27 protein-coding genes are annotated in these 25,711 nt (G+C 71.0%); 20 read left to right on the top strand and 7 right to left on the bottom strand.

Annotation, left to right across the window (positions count from 1 at the left end; all coding sequences use genetic code 11):
- Positions 1 to 11 precede the first annotated feature (11 nt).
- Positions 12 to 1,349 carry a 3-phosphoshikimate 1-carboxyvinyltransferase gene (aroA, locus tag FB384_RS21075; RefSeq protein ID WP_183786548.1) on the bottom strand — a complete coding sequence of 446 codons (1,338 nt, stop codon included), beginning with the start codon at positions 1,347 to 1,349 and terminating at the stop codon, positions 12 to 14.
- A gap of 86 nt (positions 1,350 to 1,435) precedes the next feature.
- On the opposite strand from aroA, the gene FB384_RS21070 reads away from it, so the two are divergent.
- The gene (locus FB384_RS21070; protein ID WP_183786547.1) at positions 1,436 to 3,133 is read left to right on the top strand and encodes a CTP synthase; all 1,698 of its coding nucleotides are present in this window, start codon (positions 1,436 to 1,438) and stop codon (positions 3,131 to 3,133) included.
- Positions 3,130 to 3,762, top strand: coding sequence for an NUDIX domain-containing protein (locus FB384_RS21065; RefSeq protein WP_183786546.1), 633 nt, complete (start codon positions 3,130 to 3,132; stop codon positions 3,760 to 3,762). Before FB384_RS21070 ends, FB384_RS21065 begins: the two co-directional genes overlap by 4 nt.
- Before the next feature lie 34 nt (positions 3,763 to 3,796).
- Here the strand turns inward: FB384_RS21065 and FB384_RS21060 are convergent, their stop codons facing one another.
- Positions 3,797 to 4,297, bottom strand: coding sequence for a DUF1707 domain-containing protein (locus FB384_RS21060; RefSeq protein ID WP_183786545.1), 501 nt, complete (start codon positions 4,295 to 4,297; stop codon positions 3,797 to 3,799).
- A 140-nt stretch (positions 4,298 to 4,437) separates the two neighbouring features.
- On the opposite strand from FB384_RS21060, the gene xerD reads away from it, so the two are divergent.
- The 6 genes from xerD to FB384_RS21030 all read left to right on the top strand — a co-directional run bounded on the left by xerD (position 4,438) and on the right by FB384_RS21030 (position 10,145).
- Entirely contained in the window at positions 4,438 to 5,370 is a 933-nt protein-coding gene (gene xerD / locus FB384_RS21055; protein ID WP_183786544.1) for a site-specific tyrosine recombinase XerD, read from the top strand.
- A gap of 238 nt (positions 5,371 to 5,608) precedes the next feature.
- On the top strand, positions 5,609 to 6,619 hold the full coding sequence (locus tag FB384_RS21050; RefSeq protein ID WP_183786543.1) for a ParA family protein: 1,011 nt from the start codon (positions 5,609 to 5,611) through the stop codon (positions 6,617 to 6,619).
- Positions 6,616 to 7,164: a cobyrinic acid a,c-diamide synthase gene (locus FB384_RS21045; RefSeq protein ID WP_183786542.1), complete on the top strand. Its 549-nt coding sequence runs from the start codon at positions 6,616 to 6,618 to the stop codon at positions 7,162 to 7,164. The genes FB384_RS21050 and FB384_RS21045 overlap by 4 nt, the downstream gene beginning before the upstream one ends.
- Positions 7,164 to 8,243, top strand: coding sequence for a segregation and condensation protein A (locus tag FB384_RS21040; protein ID WP_228726550.1), 1,080 nt, complete (start codon positions 7,164 to 7,166; stop codon positions 8,241 to 8,243). The genes FB384_RS21045 and FB384_RS21040 overlap by 1 nt, the downstream gene beginning before the upstream one ends.
- 368 nt (positions 8,244 to 8,611) lie before the next feature.
- A complete protein-coding gene (gene scpB, locus FB384_RS21035) occupies positions 8,612 to 9,415 on the top strand; it encodes an SMC-Scp complex subunit ScpB (RefSeq protein ID WP_323985393.1) in 804 nt (267 codons plus the stop codon).
- Positions 9,405 to 10,145, top strand: a complete 741-nt coding sequence (locus FB384_RS21030; protein WP_183786541.1) for a pseudouridine synthase — start codon at positions 9,405 to 9,407, stop codon at positions 10,143 to 10,145. The genes scpB and FB384_RS21030 overlap by 11 nt, the downstream gene beginning before the upstream one ends.
- A 166-nt stretch (positions 10,146 to 10,311) precedes the next feature.
- Here FB384_RS21030 and FB384_RS21025 read toward each other — a convergent pair whose 3' ends face one another.
- Positions 10,312 to 10,740: an organic hydroperoxide resistance protein gene (locus FB384_RS21025; protein ID WP_183786540.1), complete on the bottom strand. Its 429-nt coding sequence runs from the start codon at positions 10,738 to 10,740 to the stop codon at positions 10,312 to 10,314.
- 128 nt (positions 10,741 to 10,868) lie between these two features.
- Between FB384_RS21025 and FB384_RS21020 the strand changes: the two genes are divergently transcribed.
- Positions 10,869 to 11,480, top strand: a complete 612-nt coding sequence (locus FB384_RS21020) for a TetR/AcrR family transcriptional regulator (RefSeq protein ID WP_183786539.1) — start codon at positions 10,869 to 10,871, stop codon at positions 11,478 to 11,480.
- Between the two features lie 57 nt (positions 11,481 to 11,537).
- On the opposite strand, the gene FB384_RS21015 is transcribed toward FB384_RS21020, so the two are convergent.
- Positions 11,538 to 12,716, bottom strand: coding sequence for a cation:proton antiporter (locus FB384_RS21015; protein ID WP_183786538.1), 1,179 nt, complete (start codon positions 12,714 to 12,716; stop codon positions 11,538 to 11,540).
- Between the two features lie 9 nt (positions 12,717 to 12,725).
- On the bottom strand, positions 12,726 to 13,208 hold the full coding sequence (locus tag FB384_RS21010; protein ID WP_183786537.1) for a cation:proton antiporter regulatory subunit: 483 nt from the start codon (positions 13,206 to 13,208) through the stop codon (positions 12,726 to 12,728).
- A 147-nt stretch (positions 13,209 to 13,355) separates the two neighbouring features.
- Here FB384_RS21010 and mbhE point away from each other — a divergent pair, with 147 nt between their 5' ends.
- The 11 genes from mbhE to FB384_RS20955 all read left to right on the top strand — a co-directional run bounded on the left by mbhE (position 13,356) and on the right by FB384_RS20955 (position 23,623).
- The gene (gene mbhE / locus FB384_RS21005) at positions 13,356 to 15,722 is read left to right on the top strand and encodes a hydrogen gas-evolving membrane-bound hydrogenase subunit E (protein ID WP_183786536.1); all 2,367 of its coding nucleotides are present in this window, start codon (positions 13,356 to 13,358) and stop codon (positions 15,720 to 15,722) included.
- Positions 15,722 to 16,291, top strand: a complete 570-nt coding sequence (locus tag FB384_RS21000) for an MnhB domain-containing protein (RefSeq protein ID WP_183786597.1) — start codon at positions 15,722 to 15,724, stop codon at positions 16,289 to 16,291. The genes mbhE and FB384_RS21000 overlap by 1 nt, the downstream gene beginning before the upstream one ends.
- A gap of 7 nt (positions 16,292 to 16,298) precedes the next feature.
- A complete protein-coding gene (locus tag FB384_RS20995) occupies positions 16,299 to 16,772 on the top strand; it encodes a Na(+)/H(+) antiporter subunit C (RefSeq protein ID WP_183786535.1) in 474 nt (157 codons plus the stop codon).
- Complete coding sequence (locus FB384_RS20990) at positions 16,769 to 18,301, top strand: Na+/H+ antiporter subunit D (RefSeq protein ID WP_183786534.1); 1,533 nt, start codon at positions 16,769 to 16,771, stop codon at positions 18,299 to 18,301. Before FB384_RS20995 ends, FB384_RS20990 begins: the two co-directional genes overlap by 4 nt.
- Positions 18,301 to 18,996 carry a Na+/H+ antiporter subunit E gene (locus tag FB384_RS20985; RefSeq protein WP_183786533.1) on the top strand — a complete coding sequence of 232 codons (696 nt, stop codon included), beginning with the start codon at positions 18,301 to 18,303 and terminating at the stop codon, positions 18,994 to 18,996. Before FB384_RS20990 ends, FB384_RS20985 begins: the two co-directional genes overlap by 1 nt.
- Entirely contained in the window at positions 18,993 to 19,259 is a 267-nt protein-coding gene (locus FB384_RS20980; protein ID WP_183786532.1) for a monovalent cation/H+ antiporter complex subunit F, read from the top strand. The genes FB384_RS20985 and FB384_RS20980 overlap by 4 nt, the downstream gene beginning before the upstream one ends.
- Positions 19,256 to 19,597 (top strand): monovalent cation/H(+) antiporter subunit G, encoded by a 342-nt coding sequence (mnhG, locus tag FB384_RS20975; RefSeq protein WP_183786531.1) that lies wholly within the window; start codon positions 19,256 to 19,258, stop codon positions 19,595 to 19,597. Before FB384_RS20980 ends, mnhG begins: the two co-directional genes overlap by 4 nt.
- Positions 19,598 to 19,774: 177 nt before the next feature.
- Positions 19,775 to 20,479, top strand: coding sequence for a (d)CMP kinase (gene cmk, locus FB384_RS20970; protein WP_183786596.1), 705 nt, complete (start codon positions 19,775 to 19,777; stop codon positions 20,477 to 20,479).
- Positions 20,470 to 21,159 (top strand): lysophospholipid acyltransferase family protein, encoded by a 690-nt coding sequence (locus FB384_RS20965; protein ID WP_407676103.1) that lies wholly within the window; start codon positions 20,470 to 20,472, stop codon positions 21,157 to 21,159. The genes cmk and FB384_RS20965 overlap by 10 nt, the downstream gene beginning before the upstream one ends.
- Positions 21,160 to 21,161: 2 nt before the next feature.
- Positions 21,162 to 22,607, top strand: a complete 1,446-nt coding sequence (gene der, locus FB384_RS20960; RefSeq protein WP_183786529.1) for a ribosome biogenesis GTPase Der — start codon at positions 21,162 to 21,164, stop codon at positions 22,605 to 22,607.
- A 113-nt stretch (positions 22,608 to 22,720) separates the two neighbouring features.
- Complete coding sequence (locus tag FB384_RS20955; RefSeq protein ID WP_183786528.1) at positions 22,721 to 23,623, top strand: proteasome assembly chaperone family protein; 903 nt, start codon at positions 22,721 to 22,723, stop codon at positions 23,621 to 23,623.
- Positions 23,624 to 23,695: 72 nt separating this feature from the next.
- Here the strand turns inward: FB384_RS20955 and FB384_RS20950 are convergent, their stop codons facing one another.
- Both FB384_RS20950 and FB384_RS20945 read right to left on the bottom strand, forming a co-directional pair.
- Positions 23,696 to 24,970, bottom strand: a complete 1,275-nt coding sequence (locus FB384_RS20950; protein ID WP_183786527.1) for a benzoate/H(+) symporter BenE family transporter — start codon at positions 24,968 to 24,970, stop codon at positions 23,696 to 23,698.
- A 153-nt stretch (positions 24,971 to 25,123) separates the two neighbouring features.
- Positions 25,124 to 25,711: a TetR/AcrR family transcriptional regulator gene (locus tag FB384_RS20945; protein ID WP_183786526.1), complete on the bottom strand. Its 588-nt coding sequence runs from the start codon at positions 25,709 to 25,711 to the stop codon at positions 25,124 to 25,126.

Genomic DNA, 25,711 nt, shown 5'->3' with positions numbered 1-25,711 from the left:
CCGGTGGTGCGTCAGGCACCGCCGAGCATCGCGTGCCACGCGTCCACGAAGCCGGGGAACGTCTTGCCGACCGTGGCGGGGTTCTCCACCTCGACGCCGGGCACGCGCAGGCCCAGGACCGCACCCGCCATGACGAGCCGGTGGTCGTCGTAGGTGTGGAACGTGCCCGCGTGCAGCGGTGCCGGGTTGATGACAAGCCCGTCCGCCGTCTCGGTGACGTCGCCGCCGAGGGCGGTCAGCTCGGTCGCGAGCGCGGCCAGCCGGTCGGTCTCGTGGCCCCGCAGGTGCGCCACACCCGAGATACGCGAGGGGCCGTCGGCGAAACACAACATCGCCGCGACCACCGGTGTCAGCTCCCCGACCTCGTGTAGGTCCAGGTGCCGCCCGGCCAGCCGGCCGTCGCCGGTCACGCGGAGCAGGTCGGAGCCGTCGGCGCCGCGCTCGAACGTGGCCTCACCGCCGAGTTCGGCGACCAGGCTGCGCAGCCAGTCACCCGGCTGGGTGGTTTCTCGCGGCCAGCCCGCGATCCGCACGGTCCCGCCGGCCACCAGAGGAGCCGCGACGAACGGCGCCGCCGTCGACAGGTCCGGCTCGACGGTGTAGTCGGCGAGCGTCAGCGTGGCGGGCGGCACGTGCACCTCGCGGCCGTGCCGCTCCGGGGTCGCGCCGAACCGACGGAGCATGTCGAGGGTCATGGCGATGTGCGGCTCGCTGGGCACCTCGCCGAGTAGACGTACCGTCACCCCGCGGTCGAACGCGGGGGCGGCCAGCAGCAGGGCCGACAGGAACTGACTGGAGGCCGACGAGTCCAGGTCGACCTCGCCACCGGGCAGGCCGCCGTGGCCGCGGACGGTGAACGGGGGAGCACCCGGCTCTCCGGAACCGTCCTCGACGTCGGCCCCGAGCTCGCGCAGTGCACCCAGCAGCGGCGACAGCGGCCTGCGCCGAATCGCGGGGTCACCGTCGAACCGGACGGTCCGCTCGCCCAGCGCCGCGAGGGCAGGGGTGAACCGGGCCACCGTGCCCGCGTTGCCCAGCGCCACGTCGGCCGCACCGCTACCGGACGTGAGCGGACGGATACGCACCCCGTCGGCGGTGTGCTCGGCCGACGCGCCGAGCTCGCGCAGCGCACCGAGCATCAGGCGGGCGTCCCGCGAATCGAGCGGTTCGCGCACCAGCGTCCTCGCGGTCGACAGGGCTGCGAGGACGTACGCCCGGTTGGTGATGGACTTCGACCCGGGTACACGCACCGTGGCGTAGAGGGCGGTGTCGTCCGCCGCGGCGGGCGCGTGCGGCGCCGTCGGTGCGGTCCAGGAAGGGCCGGTGGACTCGGGGTCGTCGGTGGACACGGAGCCACTGTCGCATGTGCGGCGCCAAGCGGCGCGCGTGAGGCGCCTGCGCACGAATCCGGCAACGTGAGTTAAGGTGGAAGCCCGTGGGACTTCAGCCGCGGACAACCAAGTACGTCTTCGTCACCGGAGGCGTCGCCTCCTCGCTCGGTAAGGGGCTTACCGCCTCCAGCCTGGGCCAGCTTCTCACCGCTCGTGGACTCCGCGTCACGATGCAGAAGCTGGATCCGTATCTCAACGTCGACCCGGGCACCATGAACCCGTTCCAGCACGGTGAGGTGTTCGTCACCGACGACGGCGCCGAGACCGATCTGGACATCGGGCACTACGAACGCTTCCTCGACCGTGACCTCACCGGTTCGGCCAATGTGACCACCGGCCAGGTGTACTCGTCCGTGATCGCCAAGGAGCGCCGGGGCGAGTACCTGGGCGACACGGTGCAGGTCATTCCGCACATCACGGACGAGATCAAGGCGCGCATCATGGCCGTCGCCGACGGCGACGGCAGTGGCAAACGGCCCGATGTCGTGATCACCGAGGTCGGCGGCACCGTGGGCGACATCGAGTCGCTGCCGTTCCTCGAGGCGTGTCGCCAGGTGCGCCACGACGTCGGCCGGGACAACTGCTTCTTCCTGCACGTCTCGCTCGTGCCGTACCTGGCACCGTCCGGCGAGCTCAAGACGAAGCCGACCCAGCACTCGGTGGCCGCGCTGCGCAACATCGGTATCCAGCCGGACGCACTGGTGTGCCGCGCCGACCGTGAGCTCTCCGAAGAGGTCAAGAACAAGATCGGCTTGATGTCCGATGTGGACAGCGAGGCCGTCATCGCCTGCCCGGACGCGCCGTCCATCTACGACATCCCGAAGGTGCTGCACGCGGAGGCGCTCGACGCCTACGTGGTGCGCAGGCTCGGGCTGCCGTTCCGCGATGTCGACTGGACCGTGTGGGGCGACCTGCTCGAGCGCGTGCACAACCCGAGCGAGACGGTGCGGATCGCGCTGGTCGGCAAGTACATCGACCTGCCGGACGCCTATCTGTCGGTGACCGAGGCGCTGCGCGCGGGCGGCTTCGCCCACCACGCCAAGGTGAAGATCGTATGGGTGGCCTCGGACGACCTGCTGACCGAGTCCGGCGCGGCCGCTGCGCTGTCCGATGTGGATGGCGTGCTGATTCCCGGCGGATTCGGCATCCGCGGTATCGAGGGCAAGATCGGCGCGATCAAGTTCGCCCGTGAGCGCAAGATCCCGGTGCTGGGGCTGTGCCTGGGGCTGCAGTGCATGGTCGTGGAGGCGGCTCGCAACCTCGCCGGGATCGACGGCGCCGACTCGGCCGAGTTCGACCAGGCGACCGCCCACCCGGTGATCTCCACGATGGCCGATCAGAAGCAGGTCGTCGCGGGGGAGAAGGACATGGGCGGCACGATGCGGCTCGGTGCCTACCCGGCGACGCTGCAGGCCGGTTCGCAGGTCGCGGCCGCTTACGGCGAGACGGAGATCTCCGAGCGGCACCGCCACCGCTACGAGGTCAACAACGCCTACCGCGACCGGCTGGCGAAGGCGGGCCTGGTGTTCTCCGGCACCTCGCCCGACGACCGGCTCGTCGAGTTCGTGGAGCTGCCCGCCGAGGACCACCCGTTCTTCGTCGCCACGCAGGCGCACCCCGAACTCAAGAGCAGGCCTACCCGCCCGCACCCGCTGTTCAGTGCGTTCGTCCGGGCGGCGGTCGAGTACCACACGGCCGAGCGGCTGCCCGTCGAGCTGCCGGAATCGGCGGGTACGCGGTGACGGAACCGGGAACGCACGCATTCGATGTGGTGTCCACGCAGGACATCCACATCGGACGCGTCGTGGGACTGCGGGTCGACGAGGTGTCGATGCCGGGCGGTCGGATGGCACGGCGCGAGGTGGTCGAACACCTCGGGGCCGTGGCCGTCTGCGCCGTCGACGACGACGGCTGCGTGACGCTCATCCACCAGTACCGCCATCCGGTGCAGGACCGGCTGTGGGAACTGCCCGCGGGCCTGCTGGACGTCGACGGTGAGGATCCGGTGGACACCGCGGCACGCGAGCTCGTCGAGGAGGCCGGACTGGCCGCGGCGCGGTGGGACACGCTCGTCGAGGTCGCGGCGTCCCCTGGCTTCACCGACGAGGTGGTGCGCGTCTACCTGGCGCGCGAGCTGACGCCGGTGCCGCGGCAGGCCCACGGGGACGAGGAGGCGGATCTGACGATCACGACCGTCCCCCTGGACGATGCGGTCGGCATGGTGCTGGCCGGCGAGATCGTCAACGGGGCGAGCGTCGGGGGAATCCTCGCGGCGCACGCCGTCATCACCGGGCAGCGCTCCCCGCGTGGGCCGCACGCCCCGTGGCGGCACCGGCCGATGACGTTCGCCGAACGGCTTCGCGACGACTGACGCCCGGCCGCGGGGCCGGCGGCCGGCGTCGAGATCAGTCGCGGAGCCGGCGGCCGTTGCCGTCGACCCCGCCCTTGGCCAGTAGCACGATCCCGTCGATGAACGGCCAGATCGCGCCCAGGCCGAGCGTCAGCAGCGTCACGAACAACTGGGCGAGCGCCAAGCCGGTGTGTCCCGTGTAGAACCTGCCGATGCCGAACGGCAGCAGGATCTGCAGCACTCCGGCGGCTATTCTCGACTTGTCGGACGGAGGCAGCACATCGGCCGTACGGCCCGCGGTGGGCACCGAACCGGGGTGGTGCGTCGTCGGCGGGAGCGACGCCTGCGGAGGCCGGAGGAAGGTCGGGTGCGGCGCGGGAAGGTCGTCGAACAGTCCGCTCAGATCAGCACGCGTCCGTGCCGCGGCGGCCGCGGCCACGCGGTCTTCGTACTCGTCCATCGACAGCCTGCCGGAGCTGAAGTGGTCGGCGAGCACGCGGGAGGCTTCCTCCCGTTCGGTGTGTCCGACGCGGAGCTCGTTCGGATCCTGCGTCATGGGCTCGACGCTACCGTTTCGACCGTTTCGACGCCGGTTCGGCGCGCTTCGTCGGCCGGCCCGGCTCGCCCCGCGAACGAGGGGGAACAGGCCCGGGTGAATGTGCCTGCCGACGGGGCCGATCCGTCTAGAGTGTCCGCGTGACACGCTCGCGAGGCTCCGTCGAACACGTCGTGGCGACCTATCTCGACCACCTCGCGGTGGAGCGCGGCACGTCGAAGAACACGCTCGACGGGTACGCCCGTGATCTGCGCCGCTACGTCGAGTTCCTGCAGCGCAACGGCATCACCGACCCGGCGGCAGTGGAGGCCGCGCACGTCGCCGAGTTCGGCGCCGTGTTGCGGGAGGGCGATGACGAGCACCGGCCGCTGGCGGCGTCGTCGGCGGCCCGGGCGCTGGTGGCGGTGCGCGGGTTGCACAAGTTCGCCAGTGCGGACGGCATCACCACCCACGACCCCGCCCGCGACGTGCATCCCCCCGCGCCCGCGCGGCGGTTGCCGAAGGCGCTGCCGGTCGACGACGTGTTGCGCCTGCTCGCCACTCCCGCGCCGGACGGGGAACGCCCGTTGCGGGACCGTGCCCTGCTGGAACTGCTGTATTCGACCGGCGCCCGCATTTCCGAGGCGGTCGGTCTCGACGTCGACGACATCGACACCGGCGAGCGCACCGTGCTGCTCGACGGCAAGGGCGGCAGACAGCGGCTCGTGCCGATCGGCAGGCCCGCGCTGGAAGCGCTCGACGCCTATCTCGTCCGTGCGCGCCCGGTGCTGGCCAGGTCGGGGCGTGGCACGGCCGCGGTGTTCCTCAACGCGCGCGGCGGCAGGCTGTCGCGGCAGAGCGCGTGGCACGTGCTCAAGACCGCCGCGGAGCGGGCGGGGCTCAGCGCGACCGTGTCACCGCACACGCTGCGGCACTCGTTCGCCACCCACCTCATCGAAGGCGGTGCCGACGTGCGGGTGGTGCAGGAACTGCTCGGGCACGCCTCGGTGTCCACCACGCAGGTCTACACCCTCGTCACCGTGACCACGTTGCGCGAGGTGTACGCGACCGCCCACCCGCGCGCACTCCGCTGACCGCGCCGGCGTCGCTCGCAACCACCGGTGCCGTTGTGCGCGGCACCGGTACCGGTCGCGCACCCGTCCCGCGTTGCCGGTGCCACGCGGCACGCCTCTGCTCCTCGGCGTGTCCGGTCGCGGCCGAGCCGGGCGGGTCGGCGACAATCGGCTCGACGTGCGGCGAGCCTCTTTGCCGCTATGTCTACACCGCGAATAGGCTGACGGCGTTCTTGCCCCAAGGAGGAGCTTCCGCCCTATGTCGACCTCCCAGCAGCCGCGATCCGAGTCCGGCGACACGACCGCCGGGGGCAGCGGTACGACCGCAGGCGCCACGTCCGAACCCGCGGCCGGCCCCGGTTACTCCGGTGCGGCCGCGGCCGAAACGGCACCCGCCGCTGCCGGCGAGGACCAGACCGGCGGTGAGCAGGCCGAGGAGGTCAAGCTCGGCCCGACCGGCAGGCCGCTGCGGGAGATCCCCGAACCCCCGGAGTTGCACACGCACGGCCCGGCGACGGTGCTGGCGATGTGTAACCAAAAGGGTGGCGTGGGCAAGACCACGTCGACGATCAACCTCGGCGCCGCGCTCGCCGAGTACGGCAGGCGCGTGCTGCTCGTCGACTTCGATCCGCAGGGCGCCCTGTCGGTCGGTCTCGGTGTGCAGCCGCACGAGCTCGAGCAGAGCGTCTACAACGTGATCATGGAGCGGTCGCTGCCTGTCGACAGCGTCATCCGGAACACGAAGCTCGAGGGCATCGACCTGCTGCCGAGCAACATCGACCTGTCGGCGGCCGAGGTGCAGCTGGTCGCCGAGGTCGGGCGTGAGCACACGCTACTGAGGGTGCTGCATCCGGTGATGAAGCAGTACGACTATGTTCTTGTCGACTGCCAGCCGTCGCTGGGACTGCTCACCGTCAATGCGCTCACCGCGTCCGACGGCGTGATCATCCCGCTGGAGTGCGAGTTCTTCAGTCTGCGGGGCGTGGCGTTGCTGATCGACACCATCGATAAGGTGCGCGAGCGGCTCAACCCCAAACTGGACATCACCGGCATTCTCGCCACGATGTTCGACCCGAGGACGTTGCATTCGAAGGAGGTCATGGCGCGCGTGGTGGAGGCATTCGGCGACACCGTGTTCGACACGGTGATCAACCGCACCGTGCGGTTCCCGGAGACCACTGTGGCCGGTGAACCGATCACCAAGTGGGCTCCGCGCTCGGCCGGCGCAGCGGCATACCGACAGTTGGCACGTGAGGTGATCGGCCGGTGAGCAGGCGAGCATCCCTGCCCGGCGCGTCGGAACTGTTCCGCCGCACCAGCAACCCCGTGTTCGGGGACGGAGCTGTGACGCCCGCGGCCCCGCCCGCGCCCGCCTCGGCTCCGGAAGCCGAATCGGTCGAGGCGACGGCGGCCGACACCGCGGCACCGACGGCCGAGACGCCGGCACGAGCGGCCGACGAACAGGCCCCCGCGGCCGACAGCGACGCGGCCCGGAAGCCTGCGGCCTCGGAGAAGCCGCCGTCGACGACGTCGGGGTCGGCCGGCCTGGCGAAGGCCGGTGCCGGGCGTCGCGGCTCGGGCAGGCAGAAGCACGACGCGAAGATCACCGTGTATCTGTCCGGCGACGAGCTGGTCGCGATGGAACAGGCCCGGCTGGCCCTGCGTGCCTCGCACGACCTGGCGGTCGACCGTGGGCGCATCGTGCGTGAGGCGGTCGCCGTGCTGCTGGCCGACTTCGAGGCCCGCGGCGAGGACTCGGTGCTGGTGACGCGGCTGCGTGACGGCGACCTCGACGATCAGGAAGCCGCGAACTGATGAACCACGGGGCACAGCCCCAGCCTGACGCCGACGACACACCGGCCGACCCGGGAACGCCCGCGGCCGCTCCTGGCACCGGCGATGCGTCGGATCCCGGCACGGAACCCGACGCATCGACCGGTGGCAGCGACAGCACCGCCGGCACCGACGGCGAGGCCCGGCAGGCTGCAGACGGTGGCTCCGGTGCGGCCGCCGGTGCCGGTGACGCGGACCCCGGTGCCGCGGGTTCCGGGGACGCCGCGAACACGGGGGACACGGAGTCCTCGGACGGTACGCCGCGGTTCCAGGTGCGACTGGCGAACTTCGAAGGTCCGTTCGACCTGCTGCTGCAGCTGATCTCGCAGCATCAGCTGGACGTCACCGAGGTCGCGCTGCACCAGGTCACCGACGACTTCATCGCCCACACAAGGTCACTCGGCCAGGAATGGGACCTGGACGAGACCACCGAGTTCCTCGTCGTCGCGGCGACGTTGCTCGACCTGAAGGCCGCGCGGCTGCTGCCGTCGGCGGAGGTCGAGGACGAGGACGACCTGGCGTTGCTGGAGGCGCGCGACCTGCTGTTCGCGCGCGTGTTGCAGTACCGCGCCTACAAGCAGGTCGCGGCACTGTTCGGCGAGCTCGAGGCGGGCGCGCTCCGGCGTTACCCGCGGTCGGTCAGCCTGGAGGAACGGTATCTCGGCCTGCTGCCCGAGGTGATGCTCGGCGTCACCCCGGACAGGTTCGCCGACGTCGCGCTGGGGGTGTTCCGGCCCAAACCCGCGCCCGAGGTGTCGCTCGACCACCTGCACATGGGCAAGGTGTCGGTGCGCGAACATGCGGCCGTGCTGCGGATCCGGCTGGCCGAGCAGGGCGAGGGAACGTTCCGTGACCTCGTTGCCGACTGCGAGCACACGCTCGAGGTGGTCGCGCGGTTCCTGGCACTGCTCGAGCTTTACCGGGAGAAGTCCGTGAACCTCGAGCAGGAGGAGGCGCTGGGCGAGCTGCACGTGCGCTGGACGGGCGGTTCGGTCGAGGAGGCCACGGCGCGGGCCGAAGCCGACCGGGCAGCCGATACGGACGACGAGGAGTACGGGTGAGCGAGCCACACGACACCGATGCGAGGCCCGGAGCCGACCCCGGCGCCGAAGCCGCCGCAGACACCGACACCGACACCGACACCGACACCGACACCGCCGACGCCGGGACACCGGGCACCACGGAGACTGCTGCGGCCGAGTCCGGCGGCACGAACGGCCGTGCGGTCCCGGTCGGGCACGGCGACGACGAGGGGAACGGGCACACCGGGAGCGACGAGCGCCACGACGGATCCGTCGTCGGTGACCCCGCCGCCGGTGACCCCGCCGCCGGTGACCCCGCCGCCGGTGACCCCGCCGCCGGTGACCCCGCCGCCGGTGACTCCTCCGACAGCGCAGCGGCCGACGGTGATGCCGACACCGACACCGCGATCGACACCGACACCGAGGACGACACCGACACCGAGGACGACACCGACACCGAGGACGTCGCGGCGGACGTCGCGGATCGCTCTGGGGACGCCGGCGCCGGGGAACCCGGCCGTGACCGCGATACCGACCGCGGTGACCGCGACGACGGCGGCGATGGCCTCCCCGACGAGGGTGGCCCTGTCGACCTCGACCGCGATGCCGACGACAGCGGCGAGGACACGAGCCTGACGACGGTGGCGCAGGACCGGACGCTGCCGGACGTGTCCGACTACGACACGCTGGTGTCGGCGCTCGAGTCGATGCTGCTCGTCGTCGACGTGCCGGTGACCGAGGAAACGCTGGCCGGTGCGCTGGAACAGCCGGTCGACCGGGTCACCGAGACGTTGCGCACGATGGCCGAGGACTACACCGACCGCGGCAGCGGGTTCGACCTGCGCCGGTCGGCCGAGGGCTGGCGGTTCTACACCCGCGACACGTACGCCCCGTTCGTGGAGAAGCTGCTGCTCGACGGCCAGCGGTCGAAGCTCACGCGCGCCGCGCTCGAAACGCTCGCGGTCATCGCGTACCGGCAGCCGGTCACGCGCTCGAGGGTCGCGGCGGTACGCGGTGTGAACGTCGACGGCGTGATCCGTACGCTCGTACAGCGCGGTCTGATCGAGGAGAGCGGCGCCGACGGCGAGTCCGGCGGCACGCTGTACGTGACGACCGAGTTGTTCCTGGAGCGGTTGGGCCTGGAGTCGCTGAACGACCTGCCGCCCATCGCACCCTTGCTACCCGAGGTGGATTCGATCGATGACATCTAGCAACCCCGAAGGGGTTCGCCTGCAGAAAGTGCTCGCCCAGGCAGGCGTCGCGTCGCGGCGCGCGTCCGAGGAGCTGATCGCGCAGGGCCGGGTGAGCGTCGACGGCGAGACCGTGCGGGAACTCGGCAAGCGGGTGGACCCGGACACCGCGGTGATCCACGTGGACGGCGAACGCCTGATCGTGGACGACACGCTGGTCTACCTCGCGCTGAACAAGCCGAAAGGCGTCCACAGCACGATGTCCGACGAGGAGGGCAGGCTGTGCGTGGGCGACTACGTGCGGAACCGCAGGGAACGCCTGTTCCACGTCGGCAGGCTCGACGCCGAGACCGAGGGCCTGCTGCTGCTGACCAACGACGGTGATCTGGCGAACAAGCTGATGCACCCGTCGTTCCACGTGCCCAAGACGTACCTGGCCGAGGTCGACGGTGCCGTTCCGCGAGGGCTCGGCAAACGGCTTCGCAGCGGGATCGAGCTCGACGACGGCCCGGTGCGCGTGGACGAGTTCCGGGTCAAGGACGTCCAGGCCGGGCGAACGCTGGTGGAGCTCGTGCTGCACGAGGGCCGGAAGCACGTCGTGCGCCGGCTGCTGCGCGAGGTCGGCCACCCGGTCCGCAAGCTGGTCCGCACCGCGGTGGGCGGCGTGCAGCTGGGGCAGACCAAGCCGGGCGCGATCCGCAAGCTGAACCGCAAGGAGATCGGCTCGCTCTACAAGGCCGTCGGGTCGTAACGCCCGCTCGGTCACGAGCGGCTTCCGCGTGACGGCCCGGCCGGTCACGCCCGCCGCAGCGCACTCGGCTCGGACGCGGCCCCGCACGTCGGCGACGTGCGGGGCCGCGTGTCGTGTGCCTGCCGGGACGTGGCGCGAGCGCCCGCGCCGTCCAACGGCCGGGTGGTCAGGCGACGGTGGCGTCGACGGTCACCGGGATGTTGCCGCGGGTGGCGTTGGAGTACGGGCACATCGCGTGGGCGGCCTCGGCCAGCTCGTCGGCGGTGGCCTGGTCGACGCCCGACAGTTCGACGTGCAGGTCCGCGGCGAGGCCGAACCCGCCGCCGTCCTGTGACCGCAGCTGCACCTCGGCGATCACCGCCGAGTCGCTGATCGTCGTCTTACGCTCGGCCGCCACGGCCTTCAGCGCGGAGTGGAAGCACGCCGCCCAGCCTGCCGCGAACAGCTGTTCCGGGTTGGTGCCGCCGCCCGCGCCGCCCATCTCGGTGGGGACGGCGAGCGTGAGGTCGAGCGCCTCGTCGTTCGTGGCGGCCCTGCCGCCACGCCGGCCGTCGCCCGTCGATGTCGCGATTGCGGTGTACACGGCGTCTGACATGGAGTTCTCCTCGTTTTGACCTGATGTAGACTAACTAGTACGTCTACGACGTTAGCACCGAACGGGCGCACGTGCAGGCCACACTCGGAGCCGATCGACGACCGGGCAGGATGACGAAGGGAAGGCCGATGACGCCGCGAACGACCGAGGACCGGGCTGCGACAGCGGCGACGGAACGAGCGCAGCTCCCGGTGCGGGACCGGATCCTGGACGCGGCGGACGAGCTGTTCTACACCGACGGCATCCGTACCGTCAGCGCCGACCGGATCATCGCCGCCGCGAGCGTGAGCAAGGTGACGTTCTACCGGTACTTCCCGACGAAGGACGACCTGGTCGTCGCCTACCTCGAACTCCGCGCGTCCGTCGAGCGTGAGGCGATCGAGGCGATCCGCACGCGGCACGCCGGTGACCCGCAGGGGATGCTCACCGCGCTGGCGCAGGAGCTCGCGGTCGTCAGCTGTGCTCCCGGGTTCCGCGGTTGCCCGTACATCAACGCCGCCGCCGAGTACTCGGACCCGGAGCACGTCGTCCGGCGGACCGTGACCACCCACCGCGCATGGTTCGCGGGTGTACTGCAGGAGCAGCTGGACGCACTCGGCGTCACCGACCCGGCCGTCACCGACCAGCTGATGATGCTGCGTGACGGTGCGATGGTCCACGGCGACCTCGGCGGATCCGACGGGACGCGAGCGCGGACGCTGCTCGCCGCCGGGCGGGCGGTCATCCGCGCCGCGCGCTGACTCCCGGCGCGCCGCGCCCCACCCCGTGGTTCGGGCGTGTCGGGGGAGGCGTGCGGGTCACGAGCCCGTCGTGGCCGGGCGCGGCTGCAGGCGCCGGGCCACGGGCTCGACGACGCGGGCCGCTGTGGGGCCGAGGACCGCCATGAGCAGGACGTACGCGGTGGCGAGCGCGGCGAGTTCGCCTTCGACGGCGCCCGCGCTCACCGCGAGTCCGGCGATGACGATCGAGAACTCCCCGCGCGCCACGAGCGCCGCACCCGCCCGTGCCCGGCCGAGTCTGCCGACCCCGGAACGCCGCGCCGCCCACCACCCGGTGCCGATCTTCGTCAGCGTCGTCACGACCGCGAGTACGACGGCCCAGGCCAGCACCGGCGGGATCGACGCGGGATCGGTGCCCAGACCGAACACGACGAAGAACACGGCCGCGAACAGGTCGCGCAGTGGTTCCAGCAGTCGGGTGGCGTTCTCCGCCGTCGACCCGGAGATCGCGATACCGAGCAGGAACGCGCCCACGGCGGCCGACACCTGCAGTGCCTGTGCGAGTCCGGCCACGAGCAGCGCCGCTCCGAAGACGCGGAGCAGGAAGACCTCGCGGTCCTCGCTGTCCACGATCGCCGACACGAAGCGCCCGTACCTGATCGCGATGACCAGTACGACCGAGATGACCAGCAGCGAGATGCCCACCGCCGTCAGGCCGCCCAGCAGGCTCACCCCGCCGAGGACCGCGGTGAGGATCGGCAGGTACACCGCCATCGCCAGGTCCTCGAACACCAGGATCGACAGCACGACCGGGGTTTCGCGGTTACCGAGTCTGCCCAGGTCGCCGAGGACCTTGGCGATGATGCCGGACGAGGAGATGTAGGTGACACCGGCGAGCACCAGGGCGCCGATCGGGCCCCAGCCCAGCAGTAGCGCCACCACGGCGCCCGGCGCCGCGTTGGCGACGATGTCGACGACGCCGGCCAGCCACGAGCGTTTCATCCCGCCGACGAGTTCGGCGGCCGAGTATTCGAGGCCGAGCAGCAACAACAGCAGCACGACGCCGATCTCGCTGGCCAGGTGCGTGAACTGGCCGATGTCGCCCAGCTCGATCACGCCGCCTTCGCCGAAGAACAGCCCGCCCACGAGGTACAGCGGGATCGGCGACATCCCGACGCGCTGCGCGACCTTACCGAGCGCGCCGAGCAGGAAGAAGACCCCGCCGAGCTCGATCAGGGCGAGTGCGGTGTGGTCCACGGCGGGCCGTCACCCCTGGTGGAGGATCTTCGTGGCCGCGTCGAGCCCCTCCGCCGTGCCGACCGCCACGACGAGGTCGCCCGCCGTGAACACGAAGTCCGGAGTGGGGGACGGGTGGATCTGGCCCGCGCGCATCACCGCGACGACGGACACGCCGGTCCGGGTGCGGATCTCCGTGTCGGCCAGCGACCGGCCGTCGTAGGGCGAGGCGGCCTTGATGGTCAGCTGCCGGGTGCTGATGCCGGGCAGGTCCTTCTGCTCCTCGGTGAGTTGCGCGACCAGTTGGGGCGCACCGAGCAGGTTCGCCAGCGCGCCCGCCTCGTCGGCGGTCAGCGGCAGCGACGCCAGGCACGCGTCGGGATCGTCCGACTTGGAGACGATGAGGTCGGTCGTGCCGTCGCGGTGGTTGACGACGCCGATCCGACGGCCGTTGCCCGCGACGAATTCCTTCCGGACACCGATGCCCGGCAGTGGAGTCACTTCGACGTTCACGGCTCCACCGTAACCCTGGGCGCCGGAAGTGGGACGGAGGTCGGCACCGTCGCCGCGTGACCATCCATTCTGGCCGGTCGCGCGGAGTGATCGTTCAGTTCGTAGGATGTCGGTATTGCGGGCCGACCGAGGGGACGGTGAAACCGGGTGCTGGTGGCGATCGTGGCGCACTTCGCACTCGCCGCGGTCCTGCCGCTGGTCGCGCGCCGCTACGGCAGGGCCGCCTTCGTGGTCGGCGCTCTCGCTCCGGCTGCGACCCTGGTCTACGCGCTGGCCAGGGTTGGTGAGGCCGTCGGAGACGCTCCGCCGCTGGAGACGGTGGCCTGGGCACCCGCCATCGGCCTCGAATTCACCGCGCGCTTCGACGAACTCGCACTACTGCTGATCCTGCTGGTGAGCGGCATCGGCGCGGTCGTGCTCTGCTACTACGCCCGGTACGCCAAGGTCGACGATCACCGCACCACCGCCCGTGACTCGGCGCTGCTGGTCACATTCGCGGGCGCGATGCTCGGACTGGTCCTGGCCGACGACGTCATCTCGCTGTACCTGTTCTGGGAGCTCACCACGGTGTGCTCGTTCCTGCTCGTCGGCGGGGACGGGGTCGCGAAACGGCTGCGCACGTCCGCGACGCAGGCGCTGCTGGTGACGACGCTCGGCGGGCTGGCGATGCTGCTCGGACTCATCCTCCTGGGCACCGCCGCGGGCACGATGCGGATCTCGGAGATCCTGGCGGACCCGCCGTCGGGCGGCGTCGTCACCGCGGCGCTCCTGCTGATCCTGCTCGGCGCGCTGACCAAGTCCGCGCAGGTGCCGTTCCACCCGTGGCTGCCCAGCGCGATGGTCGCGCCGACGCCGGTCAGCGCGTATCTGCACGCCGCCGCGATGGTGAAGGCGGGCGTCTACCTCGTCGCCCGGTTCTCGCCGGCGTTCGCCGACCATCCCGCGTGGTGGATCCCCGTCGTCGGGTGCGGGTTGTGGACAATGCTGCTCGGCGGCTTCCGCGCGCTGCGGCAGTACGACCTCAAGACACTGCTGGCCTACGGCACGATCAGTCAGCTCGGGTTCCTCATGGTCATGCTCGGCTCGGGCACGTGGATGTCGGCGCTCGCGGCCGGCACGCTGATCCTCGCGCACGGACTGTTCAAATCGGCGCTGTTCTTGACCGTGGGCATCATCGACAAACGCGCGGGCACCCGCGACATCCGGGAACTGTCCGGCCTCGGCAGGCAGTGGCGGGTGCTCACGACCCTGGCGACGCTCGCGGCGATGTCGATGGCCGGGCTGCCCCCGTTGCTGGGATTCGTCGGCAAGGAGGTGGCGCTGGAGGCGCTGTTCGGCGGCGGCACCATCGACGTCCTCGTGGGGATCGGGGTCGCCGTGGGTTCGGTGCTGACGGTCGTCTACAGCCTGCGCTTCGTCCGCGGCGCGTTCGGCACCAAACCCGACACGGCGCCCGCGGCACCCGTGGCGTGCGGACGCATCATGACCGGCCTGGTGGCCGTGCCCTCCCTCGCCGGGCTGGCACTCGCGTTCGTGCCGGGCGTGATCGAGCCGATCGAGGCGGGCTACGCCGACCTCTACGGCAGCGATCCCGGCTATCACCTGGCGCTGTGGCACGGCATCACGCCGGCGCTGTTGATCAGCGCGGGCATCGTCGTCACCGGCGTGCTCGTGCACCGCTACGCGGGTGTGCAGCGCCTGGGCGGTCACGTGCCCGAGCCGCTGCGAGCCCAGACCTGGTACGGCAGGTCGGTCGACGGCCTCGAATTCCTGGCGCGGGGCGTCACCGGTCGCATCCAGGTCGGTTCCCTGCCGGTGTATCTGGGCGTCATTCTCACCACGCTCGTCGTCGTCCCCGGCGCGGGACTGCTCGCGGGCGGCGTCGAGTTCGGCGAGCTGCGACTGTTCGACAACTGGCTCCAGGTGCCGATCACGCTGCTGGTGCTGGTCGCCGCCGCCACGTCACTGCTGGCGCGGCGCCGGCTCACCGCGGTGCTGCTCGCGGGCGTCGTCGGATACGGCATCGGCGCGTGGTTCGTCGTCGACGGCGGCGCCGACCTCGCGCTGGCGCAGTTCCTCGTCGAAACGCTCACGCTCGTCGTGTTCGTGTTCGTCATCCGCCGCTTCCCACCCCGTTTCGCCGAGGACAAGGCGTACGTGCACGGCCGGTGGGTCAAAGCGGCGATCGCCGGGGTCGCGGGCACGTTCGTGGCGGTCCTGGCGGTGCTGTACTCGGGCTACACCGAGGGCATGCCGGAGGCGAGCCGGCAGTACATCGAACGAGCCGAGGACGAGACGGGCGCGACGAACGTGGTCAACGCGATCATCGTCGACTTCCGTGCCTTCGACACGATCGGCGAGATCACGGTGCTCGCGGTGGCGGCCACCGGTGCGGCGAGCCTCATCCTGGCGCGGTCGCGCAAGCGCGGCCGCACCGACGATCGTCCCGACACGGCGGACACCGGCGGTGCCGCCGACGGCTCCGCCACCGAGACGCCGGAGGTGAGGTCGTGATGGACCACCGCCCCGATGACGCGCGCAAGCCGGTGCCGTGGACCGAATGGGACACGCCCCGTGAACGCTGGCTGATGACCGAGCAGGACGCCTACTCGTGGCCCCGGTCGATGTTGCTCGAGGTCCTGGCCCGGGTCCTGTTCCCGACGGTGCTCGTGTTCTCGGTGTATCTGCTGCTCGCCGGGCACCACAACGCGGGCGGTGGGTTCAGCGGCGGTCTGGTCGCCGCGCTGGCGTTCGTGCTCCGCTACGTCGCGGGCGGTAGCGCCGAGCTGGCGATGATGGTGCGGGTGCGCCCGCCCGTCGTGATCGGCACCGGGCTGGCCATCTCGGTGCTCACCGCGCTCGCGCCGGTGTTGTTCGGCGAACCCGTGCTCGCGTCGGCGATGTGGAAACTGCATCTGCCCGTGCTCGGCGAGCTCAAGATCACCTCGAACCTGGCGCTCGACCTCGGTGTGTACCTGTTGATCATCGGCGTCGTCGTGGACCTGTTGCGGACCGTCGGCGCGGGCACGGAGGTCGGCGGCCCCGGTGTCGACGACGAGGAACTCGAGGAGGAGAGGGGATGAGGCGGCCGTGACCATCAACATCACCATGGCCGTGACCCTCGCCGGCCTCTACTCCATCGGTTTCTACCTGCTCATGCAGCGTTCGCTGATGCGCGTGATCCTGGGCATCGTGATCCTCGGCCACGGGGCGAACCTGTTCCTGCAGGTGGCGGGTGGTCCACCCGGTGAGCCGACGTTCGCGGGTACCGCCGTGCTCGAGGCGATGGTCGATCCGCTCCCGCAGGCGCTCGCCCTCACGGCCATCGTGATCACGTTCGCGCTCACGACGTTCCTGCTCGCGCTCGCCTATCGGTCCTGGGCGCTGCTCGGTCACGACGAGGTGCAGGACGACGTCGAGGACCGCCGCATCGCCGAGGCCGAACGCGCTGCCAGAGAGGTCGAGGAGGAGACGCCCGAGAGCGAGCGGGTCGCCGGGTTCGAGGCGCCGGAGGCGCCCGAGAGCCGGCCCGGCGAAGACGACGAGGAGGCCAGGCTCCGATGACGTTCCTCGTCGCACTTCCCGTGTTGTTGCCGTTGTTGGCGGCGGCACTCTCGCTGGTCGCGGGCCGCTCCCCGCGCGTGCAGCGACTGATGGGTGTCGTCGTGTTGACCGCCATCGCCGCGGTCGCGGCGGTGTTGCTCGTGCGCGCCGACAGCGAGGGGCCGGTCGTCCTGCGCCTTGGCGGGTACGGCCCGCCGTTCGGGATCACCCTCGTCGCCGACCGCCTCGCCGCGCTGCTGCTGCTCGTCTCGGCGCTCGTGACTCTCGCGGTGCTGATCTTCTCGGTCGGCCAGCGCATCACCGACTTCGGGCGGAGAACGGCCTCGACGGCGTTCCACCCGATGTACCTGGTGCTGTGCGCGGGCGTGTCCCTGGCGTACCTGACCGGCGACCTGTTCAACCTGTTCGTCGCGTTCGAGATCATGCTGGGCGCGTCGTACGTGCTGATCACGCGGCGCGTGACCGCCCAACGGGTTCGGCCGAGCATGACCTACGTCATCGTCAGCCTCACGTCGTCGCTGTTGTTCATCACGATGATCGCCCTGGTCTACACGGCCACGGGCACCGTCAATCTCGCCGCGATGCCGGAGAAGATCGCCGCGCTGCCGGCAGGGGTGCAGTCGAGCCTGGCGGTGTTCATCGTTGTCGTGTTCGGCATCAAGGCGGCGATCGTGCCGTTGCACTTCTGGCTGCCCGACAGCTACCCGACGGCACCCGCGCCGATCACCGCCGTGTTCGCGGCACTGCTGACCAAGGTCGGCGTGTACGCCCTGATCCGCACGCAGACGCTCGTGTTCGTGCACGACGACAGCTGGGCCGTGTTGCTCGGCGTGGCGCTGGTGACGATGCTTGTCGGGGCGCTCGGCGCGATCGCGCAGAACGACCTCAACCGTATGTTGTCGTTCCTGCTCGTCAGCCACATCGGGTACATGCTGTTCGGACTTGCGCTGTTCACCGTGATCGGCCTGGCCGGCGTGATCCTCTACGTCGTGCACCACATCACGGTGCAGGGTGCGTTGTTCCTGGTCAGCGGTCTCGTGACCCGGCACACCGGGACCGTGTCGTTGCAGGCGATGTCCGGGGTCGCCAGGGCGTATCCGCTGGTGGCGGTGCTGTTCGCGATTCCGGCGATGAGCCTCGCCGGCATTCCGCCGTTCTCCGGCTTCGTGGCCAAGATCGCGCTGCTGCAGGCGGGCGCCGCGGTGGGCACTCCGATGGCGATCGCCGTGACGGCAGGCGCTGTCGTGACGAGCCTGCTGACGCTCTACGCCGTCACGAAGATTTGGGTCGGCGCGTTCTGGGGACCGCCGACCGAACCGTTGCCGGACGACGATCCGAACGACGACGTGACCGTGGGCACGGGCTCGACCTCGGCGGCGATGCTCGGTGCGACGGGCGGTCTCGTCCTGATCAGCGTGTTGATCGCCGTGTTGGCGGGCCCACTCGCCGACATGAGTGCACGCGCGGCCCACGACCTGCTGCACGACGAGGGCTACCGCTCCGCGGTGCTCGGAGAGGGGAACGGCTGATGCCCCGGCGCGGCAGGCACGGCACCCGCGTCGCCCCGTCGCTGGTGATCTGGCTCGTCATCGTCTGGATGTTGCTGTGGGGCACGTTCGACGTGGCGACGGCGGTGTACGGCCTCGTCGTGGCGCTGATCGTCCTCGTGTTGTTCCCGTTGCCCTCGCACCGGTGGAACATCTTCCGCAGACCGTGGCGGCTGGCGGTGCTGGCCGGGTACGTCCTGGTCGACCTGTTCGGCTCGGCGCTGCGGTTCGTGGCGGATGCCGTGCGCAACTCGGGCAGGGTGTCCGCGGCGATCATCGCGGTCCCGGTGCTGTCCGACGTCGACCACATCATCGCGTCGGCCGCGAACGTCGTGTCCCTCGCGCCGGGCAAGTTCGTGCTGCAGATCGACCGGCCCGGCGGCATCTGGTACGTCTACACGACCGGCGTGCGCGCTGCACAGGACGCCCACAAGGCCTACGACGACGTGGTCGACATGCAGCGGGTCGTCGTGTGGGCGTTCGGCGACGAGCAGGAGGCGCCGGAGGCGCGAAGCCGTGCCGAGGAGGCGAAACGGCAGCGGGACCGCACCGCGGCCAGCAGGCCGCAGCAGCCGGCTCCCATCGAGGCGGTCGCCGAGTCGGAGGCCGAGGCCCGTGGCGCCGATGCCGATGCCGATGCCGGTGACGGTGACGAGAACAGGCGGGAGGACCGATGAGCATCGTCTTCGCGATCACGTTCGGCCTGTTGGCGGTGGCGGGCCTGCTGACGCTGCTGCGCATCGTGCGAGGTCCGCGCACGCTCGACCGGATCCTCGCCGTGGACGTGCTGGTGGTGCTGATCGTCGCGGGAACGGCGGTGGGCATGGCGATGTCGTCACGGGGCATCTACATCGCGCTGATCGTGGTCGTCGCGCTGCTCGGGTTCGTAGGCACGATCTCGGTGGTGCGGCTGGTCGAGCGCAGGGAGGAGTACCGATGAGCGTGCGGGACTGGATCAGCGCGGTGGGGCTCGTCTCTGGTGCGCTGTTCTGCGTGATCGGTGCCTGGGGCATGGTGCGGCTGCCGGACACGCTGAGCAGGCTGCAGGCGGCCACGAAGCCGCAGACGCTCGGGCTGCTGCTCATCCTCGCGGGCACGGCGGTGCGGCTCGAACCGCACTTCGCTGCCGGTCTCGTGCTGGCAGGGCTGTTCCAGGTCATCACCGCGCCGGTGCTGTCGCAGCTGTTCGGGCGCGCCGCCTACCGGACCGGTGGCGTCGACCGTTCGACACTGGTGGTCGACGAGCTCTCGCAGCGCCTGCGTGCCGGGCGGGAGTGACCACCAGGCAGAATGGGACGGCAGCACAGCGCGGCACGCGACCGGGACGCGGCGCGGCACGGATCGTGGTGCGCCGGCGACGGCGGCACGGGGCGGCGTGGGTGAGCGGTTCCCCGCGGGTGCACGTGAACGCAGGCGAGTAGCGAGGAGACGTCGGTGACGGGAGCCCTACGCGGCGTGGTCGCCCTCGACGGGCCGTCGGGGACGGGGAAGACCACGGTGGCGCGGAAACTGGCGGCCAAACTGGGCGCCGGGTACCTCGACACGGGTGCGATGTACCGCGTGGTGACGCTGGCGGTCCTCGATGCGGGTGTCGACCCGCACGACACGGACGCGGTGGTGGCGCTCGCGCGGTCGGTCCGGTTGGACGTGGCGACCGATCCGGGCAGGCCGGAGGCACGGCTCGACGGCACGGACGTGGGAGAGGCGATCCGGACGCCGCGGGTCGACGCCGCGGTCTCGGCAGTCTCGGCAGTGCCGGAGGTGCGGGACCTGCTGGTGCAGCGGCAGCGGACCCTCATCGAGGAGGCGTCGCGTGACGAGGGCGGCATCGTCGTCGACGGACGGGACATCGGCACCGTCGTAGCGCCGGACGCACCGCTGAAGGTGTTCCTCACCGCGGCGCCGGAGGTCCGCGCGGCGCGAAGGGGTGCCCAGGACACCGCGGCGGGGCGGGAGTCCAACCAGGCCACCGTGCTGGCGTCGGTGGAGCGCCGGGACCGGCTGGATTCGAGCCGTGCGGCCTCGCCGCTGCGGCCCGCCGACGACGCGGTCGAGTTCGACACGTCGGAGCTGTCGATCGAACAGGTGCTCGTGGCGCTGACCGAACTGGCCGGCACGCGTGGGCTGCTCGGCGAGGACGTGGCGGAGCCGTGCCGGTGAGCGGACCGGCGGATCCGGCGCGATCCGCCGAACTGCCGGACGGTGCCGTGCCGTGGTTGCACGACTTGGGCCGGACGATCGCCCGGCACCTGTACCGGCCCGCGTACCGGTTGCGCGTGGCTGGCATGGAGCGGGTGCCGCGCACCGGCCCCGTGGTGCTCGTGGCCAACCACAGCACGATGATCGAACCACAGTTGCTGTTCGGCCTGCTGCCACGGCGGTCGGTGTTCCTGGTCAAGGACGAGATGTTCGACGCGGCCGCGGGGCCGTGGCTGCGGCGGATCGGGCAGGTTCCGGTCACCAGGGGAGCTCCGGACCGGACGGCGCTGACGACGGCGACCGGCGTGTTGGCCCGTGGCGGGCTCGTGGGAGTCTTTCCCGAGGGCACCCGCGGCGCCGGTGAGGTGACCTCGGCACATCACGGTGCGGCATGGCTGGTGCGCAACTCCGGTGCGGTGGTGCAGCCCGTCGCGGTGCGCGGCACGTTGCGTCCGCCGGAGCTGCGGCGCAGACGGCTGCGCCCCGCGGTGGACGTCGTCGCGGGGGAACCGTTCACACTGGAGGTCGGGCGCGGCCGCAGCGGGCTGGCCGACGCGACCGAGCACATCCGCGGGACGCTCGCCGACCTGGTCTCCCGCGTCGACGCGACCAGGCACAGCGACAGGGAAGAGAAGCAGTAGCGATGACCGAAGCAGACGGCACGGCCTCCGGTGAGGTCGACGGCACCTGGTCCGACGAGGCCGAATTCGCCCGTCTCGACGAGCTGGGCGCCCAGTCCGGGACCGACGACGGGGAGGTCGTGGGCGCGCAACCCGTGCTGGCCGTGGTCGGCAGGCCGAACGTGGGCAAGTCGACGCTGGTCAACCGGATCCTGGGCCGCCGCGAGGCGGTCGTGCAGGACGTGCCGGGCGTGACCCGTGACCGGGTTGCCTACGACGCCCTCTGGGGCGGCAGGCGGTTCACGCTCGTCGACACCGGCGGCTGGGAACCGGACGCCGACGGCCTGCAGCGCTCGGTGGCCGCGCAGGCGGACCTGGCGATGTCCACATCGGACGCGGTGCTGCTGGTGGTCGACGCGACCGTCGGGGCGACCGCCACCGACGAGGCTGTCGCGAAGGTGTTGCGCCGGTCGAAGCGCCCGGTGATCCTCGCGGCGAACAAGGTCGACGACCAGCGGCTGATCGCCGAGACGGCGTCGCTGTGGTCGCTGGGCCTCGGTGAACCGCACCCGGTGAGCGCGCTGCACGGCCGCAGCTCCGGTGACCTGCTGGACACGATCCTGGAGGTGCTGCCGGAGGCGCCGCGGGAGCGGCGCGCACCCGTCGCGGGACCGCGCCGGGTGGCCCTCGTCGGCAAGCCCAACGTCGGGAAGTCGAGCCTGCTGAACAAACTCACCGGCGAAGAGCGGTCCGTTGTGGACGATGTCGCGGGTACGACGGTCGATCCGGTCGACTCGCTCGTGGAACTCGACGGGCAGGACTGGCGCTTCGTAGACACCGCGGGCCTGCGCAAGCGGGTCCAGACGGCCAGCGGCATGGAGTACTACGCGTCGCTGCGGACCAAGACCGCGATCGACGCGGCCGAAGTGGTGATCGTGTTGCTCGACGCGAGCGAACCACTGTCCGAACAGGATTTGCGGATCATCACGATGGTCTCCGAGGCGGGCCGCGCGCTCGTGCTCGCGTTCAACAAGTGGGACCTGGTCGACGACGACCGCAGGCATCAGCTGGAACGGGAGATCGATCGCGGCCTGGTGCGAGTACCGTGGGCGGAGCGGGTCAACGTGTCGGCGCTGACCGGGCGCGCGGTGCGCAAGCTCGCACCGTCGCTGCGGACGGCGCTCGCCTCGTGGGATCAGCGGGTCCCCACGGGTCAGCTGAACAGCTGGCTGTCGGATCTGGTCGCGGCGACGCCCCCGCCGGTGCGCGGCGGTAAACAGCCGAAGGTGCTGTTCGCGACCCAGGCGGGAATCCGGCCGCCTACGCTGGTGTTGTTCACGACGGGCTTCCTCGAGGCCGGCTACCGCCGGTTCGTCGAGCGCAAGTTCCGGGAGCGGTTCGGGTTCCACGGCTCACCGGTACGGATCAACGTCCGGGTGAGGGAGAAGAAGCCGAAGAAGCAGCGGTAGCGACGGGCGCACTGGGGCGCCGGCAACCACCCATCGCGGCTGGTGCGCGCCCCGCCTCGACACGGCCGGGCAGTGCGGATCGCGACGCGATGGGCCGAGGAGGAGGTGGCGACATGACCGATGCGGACGAGTTGTACGTGGTCGATTCCGACGTGCCGGTGCTCGACGGTGCGGTCCTGCTGTACCACCTGGACGGATACGTCGACGCGGGCAGCGCGGGCGAACTGCTGACCGAACACCTCACCGAGACGTTCGACGGTCCGGTGGTGGCGCGATTCGACGTCGACCGGCTGATCGACTATCGGTCGCGGCGGCCTGCGATGACGTGGGACGGCGACGGCTGGGCCGATTACCAGGTGCCGGAGTTGACGGTGCGGCTGCTGCACGACGCCGACGAGACCCCGATGTTGCTGCTCACGGGTCCGGAACCGGATCGCGAGTGGGAACTGTTCGCCGAGGCGGTGCGCCGGCTGGTCGAGCGGTGGAAGGTCCGGCTGAGTGTGCAGTTCCAGGGGATCCCGATGGCTGTGCCCCATACGCGACCGCTCGGGGTGACCGCACACGCGACGCGGACGGAGTTGGTGCGCCAGTTCAGCCCGACGTTCAACCGGGCCACGGTGCCGGGCAGCGCGGAGGCGCTCGTCGAGTTCCGGCTGGGGCAGGCGGGCCACGATGCGGCGGGGTTCGCCGCGCACGTGCCGCATTACCTGGCGCAGTCGCGCTATCCGGTGGCGGCCTTGACCCTGGTCGACGCGGTGCAGAAGGTCGCGGGTCTGCAGCTGCCGGACGACGCGCTGCGGGAGGCCGCGCGGCGCGCCGAGGTCGAGGTCGAACGCCAGGTCAAGGATTCGGACGAGGCGGCGAGCGTGGTGCACTCGCTCGAGGAGCAGTACGACGCGTTCACCTCGGCGGAGAACAACCTGCTGGTCGGCGACGCCGAGATGCCGACCGGCGACGAGCTGGCGACGGAGTTCGAGCAGTTCCTCGCCCAGCAGCCGGGCTCCGAGCAGGACTGACCCAGCAGGGCCGATCGGTCAGGTTGCCGGCGCCGCCCAGGCGTCGGCAACCTGACCGGGCGCCGGTGCCGGTCAGGTCATCCGGTCGGCGGCGAAATCCGCACGTTCCATGAGGGCCGAGACGGCGAGTCCGGCGAGCAGGCCCCAGAAGGCGGCGCTGATGTTCAGCGGGTCGACGTCGGAGACCGTCACGACGAAGGCGACGAGGGCGCCGAGGCTGAACCGGCCGCCGAAGGCGCTCACGAATGCCCCTTGCAGCGCGCGGAGCATGGCGAGGCCGCCGAGGACGGCGATGAATGCTTCGGGTGTGGCCAGCATGAGCCGCACGAACGCCGGTGCCAGCAGGCCGACGAGCATCGCGAGCACGCCGCACACCATGCCGGCGATGTAGTGGCGGCTACGTTGTCCGGACGCGGTGAGCAGTGCGTTCGTGGGCCCGGTCAGGCAGGTGGACACGGCGCCGACCGCGGCAGCGGGCAGTGACCACAGGCCGCAGGCCACGGTGGCGACGTTGATCGGCGGTCCGTGGCCCGCCTGCTTGAGCACGGCGATGCCCTGGCCGTTCTGTACGACGAGCACGGTGATCGCCAGTGGGACGACGAGTTCGACCATGGCCTGCCACGACCACTGCGGGGCCTGCAGCATCGGCTGGGCGAACCACGCGGCCTGGCCTGCCGGGTCGAACCGGCCGGAGAGCGCGACCGCAGCCACGCCGATGAGCAGCGCGCCGAGGATCGGCGGCATGTGCTTTCCGAGCCCGGTCACGACGCTGAGCAGCAGGAACGCCGCCACCATCGGCACGGCCAGGCCGGGATCGACACCGAACGCGCCGACGAGATCGAGGCCGAACTGCAGGAAGACGCCGGCGACCATCGCCATGACGATCGGCATGGGCAGCGCGGCCATGACGCGGCGTACCCACCCGGTGAGTCCGATGAGCAGGATCAGCAGCGCCGTGACGAGGAAGGCGCCGAGGACTTCGGCCCACGTCAGGTGATCGAGGGAGCCGCCGACCACGACGGTTCCGGGGATGGTCCAGAAGAACGCGAGCGGTTGGCGGTACAGCCAGGAGGCGAGCAGGGTCAGCAGGCCGTTGAGGAAGAAGATCCCGAAGATCCACGACGAGAGCTGCGGGGTGGACAGGCCGCCGGATACGCCGACGGACATGATTACCGCGATGGGGCCCGTGGCGGCGAACACCATACCGACGAGGCCGTTGGTGGCGTACACGGCGCCGGAATCGCGGCGCAGCGTGCGCAGGTCCGGCAACGGGCGGGGCGGGCGTTCGAATCGGTGCGTGGGTGGACCGGGTGGCGTGGCCGGTCGGTCGCCGTCGGTCCTGGTCATGCGCCCCTCCTCGGTCGCCTGGCCATCGTCGCGCGCCCGCGGTGGCGTGCTCGAGGGAGCGACGACCACAATGCGTACGCATACTGAACGTCCGTGCGAACAGCGTACAGAACGCGCGAGGTGGCACACCAGACGCGGCGGAGGCGTGGACGGTCAGGGGGACAGCCGAGGGCGAAGTCGTTCGAGGTAGTCCTCCGTCAGCGACTCGGCGTCGCGCCGGCCGATTCTGCCCGCCATCAACAGCGTTCCCAATCCGTGCGCGAGAGCCATGGCCTCCAGTGCGAGCAGGCGCGCGGACGCCGCGTCGAGGTGGGTGCCGGAGCGGAGTGTGTCGGCGAGGTGGTCGGCGAGCCCGTCGAGGTGCCGCTGGTAGGCGCGGCCCGCCGCGCCCGGTTGTGTGATCGCGAGGGCTTCGAGGGACACGCCGACCCGGTGGAAACCCCTGCTCGCCTCGTCGGTGGGCAATGCCTCGTGGAGGAAGTCCCGGACACGGCCGAGGGTCGACCGGGCCGGGTCGGCGGACAGGGAGCGCTCGCGCCACCGTTCGATACTGCGGTCGGCGAGGCGGTCGAGGGTCGCGCTCAGGAGTTCGTCCTTGGTGCGGCCGTAGTACTGCACGAGCCGGAGTGACACGCCGGCCTCGGTCGCCACGGCGCGCATGGTCACCGCGTCGATGCCGCCCCGCGCGAGGAGGCGTTCGACCGCACTCATGATCTCGTCCCTGCGCTGACCCTCGGACAT

It is taken from the genome of Prauserella sediminis, assembly GCF_014195435.1.
GTDB lineage: Bacteria > Actinomycetota > Actinomycetes > Mycobacteriales > Pseudonocardiaceae > Prauserella > Prauserella salsuginis.
This window is presented reverse-complemented; position numbering and strand designations above follow the sequence as displayed.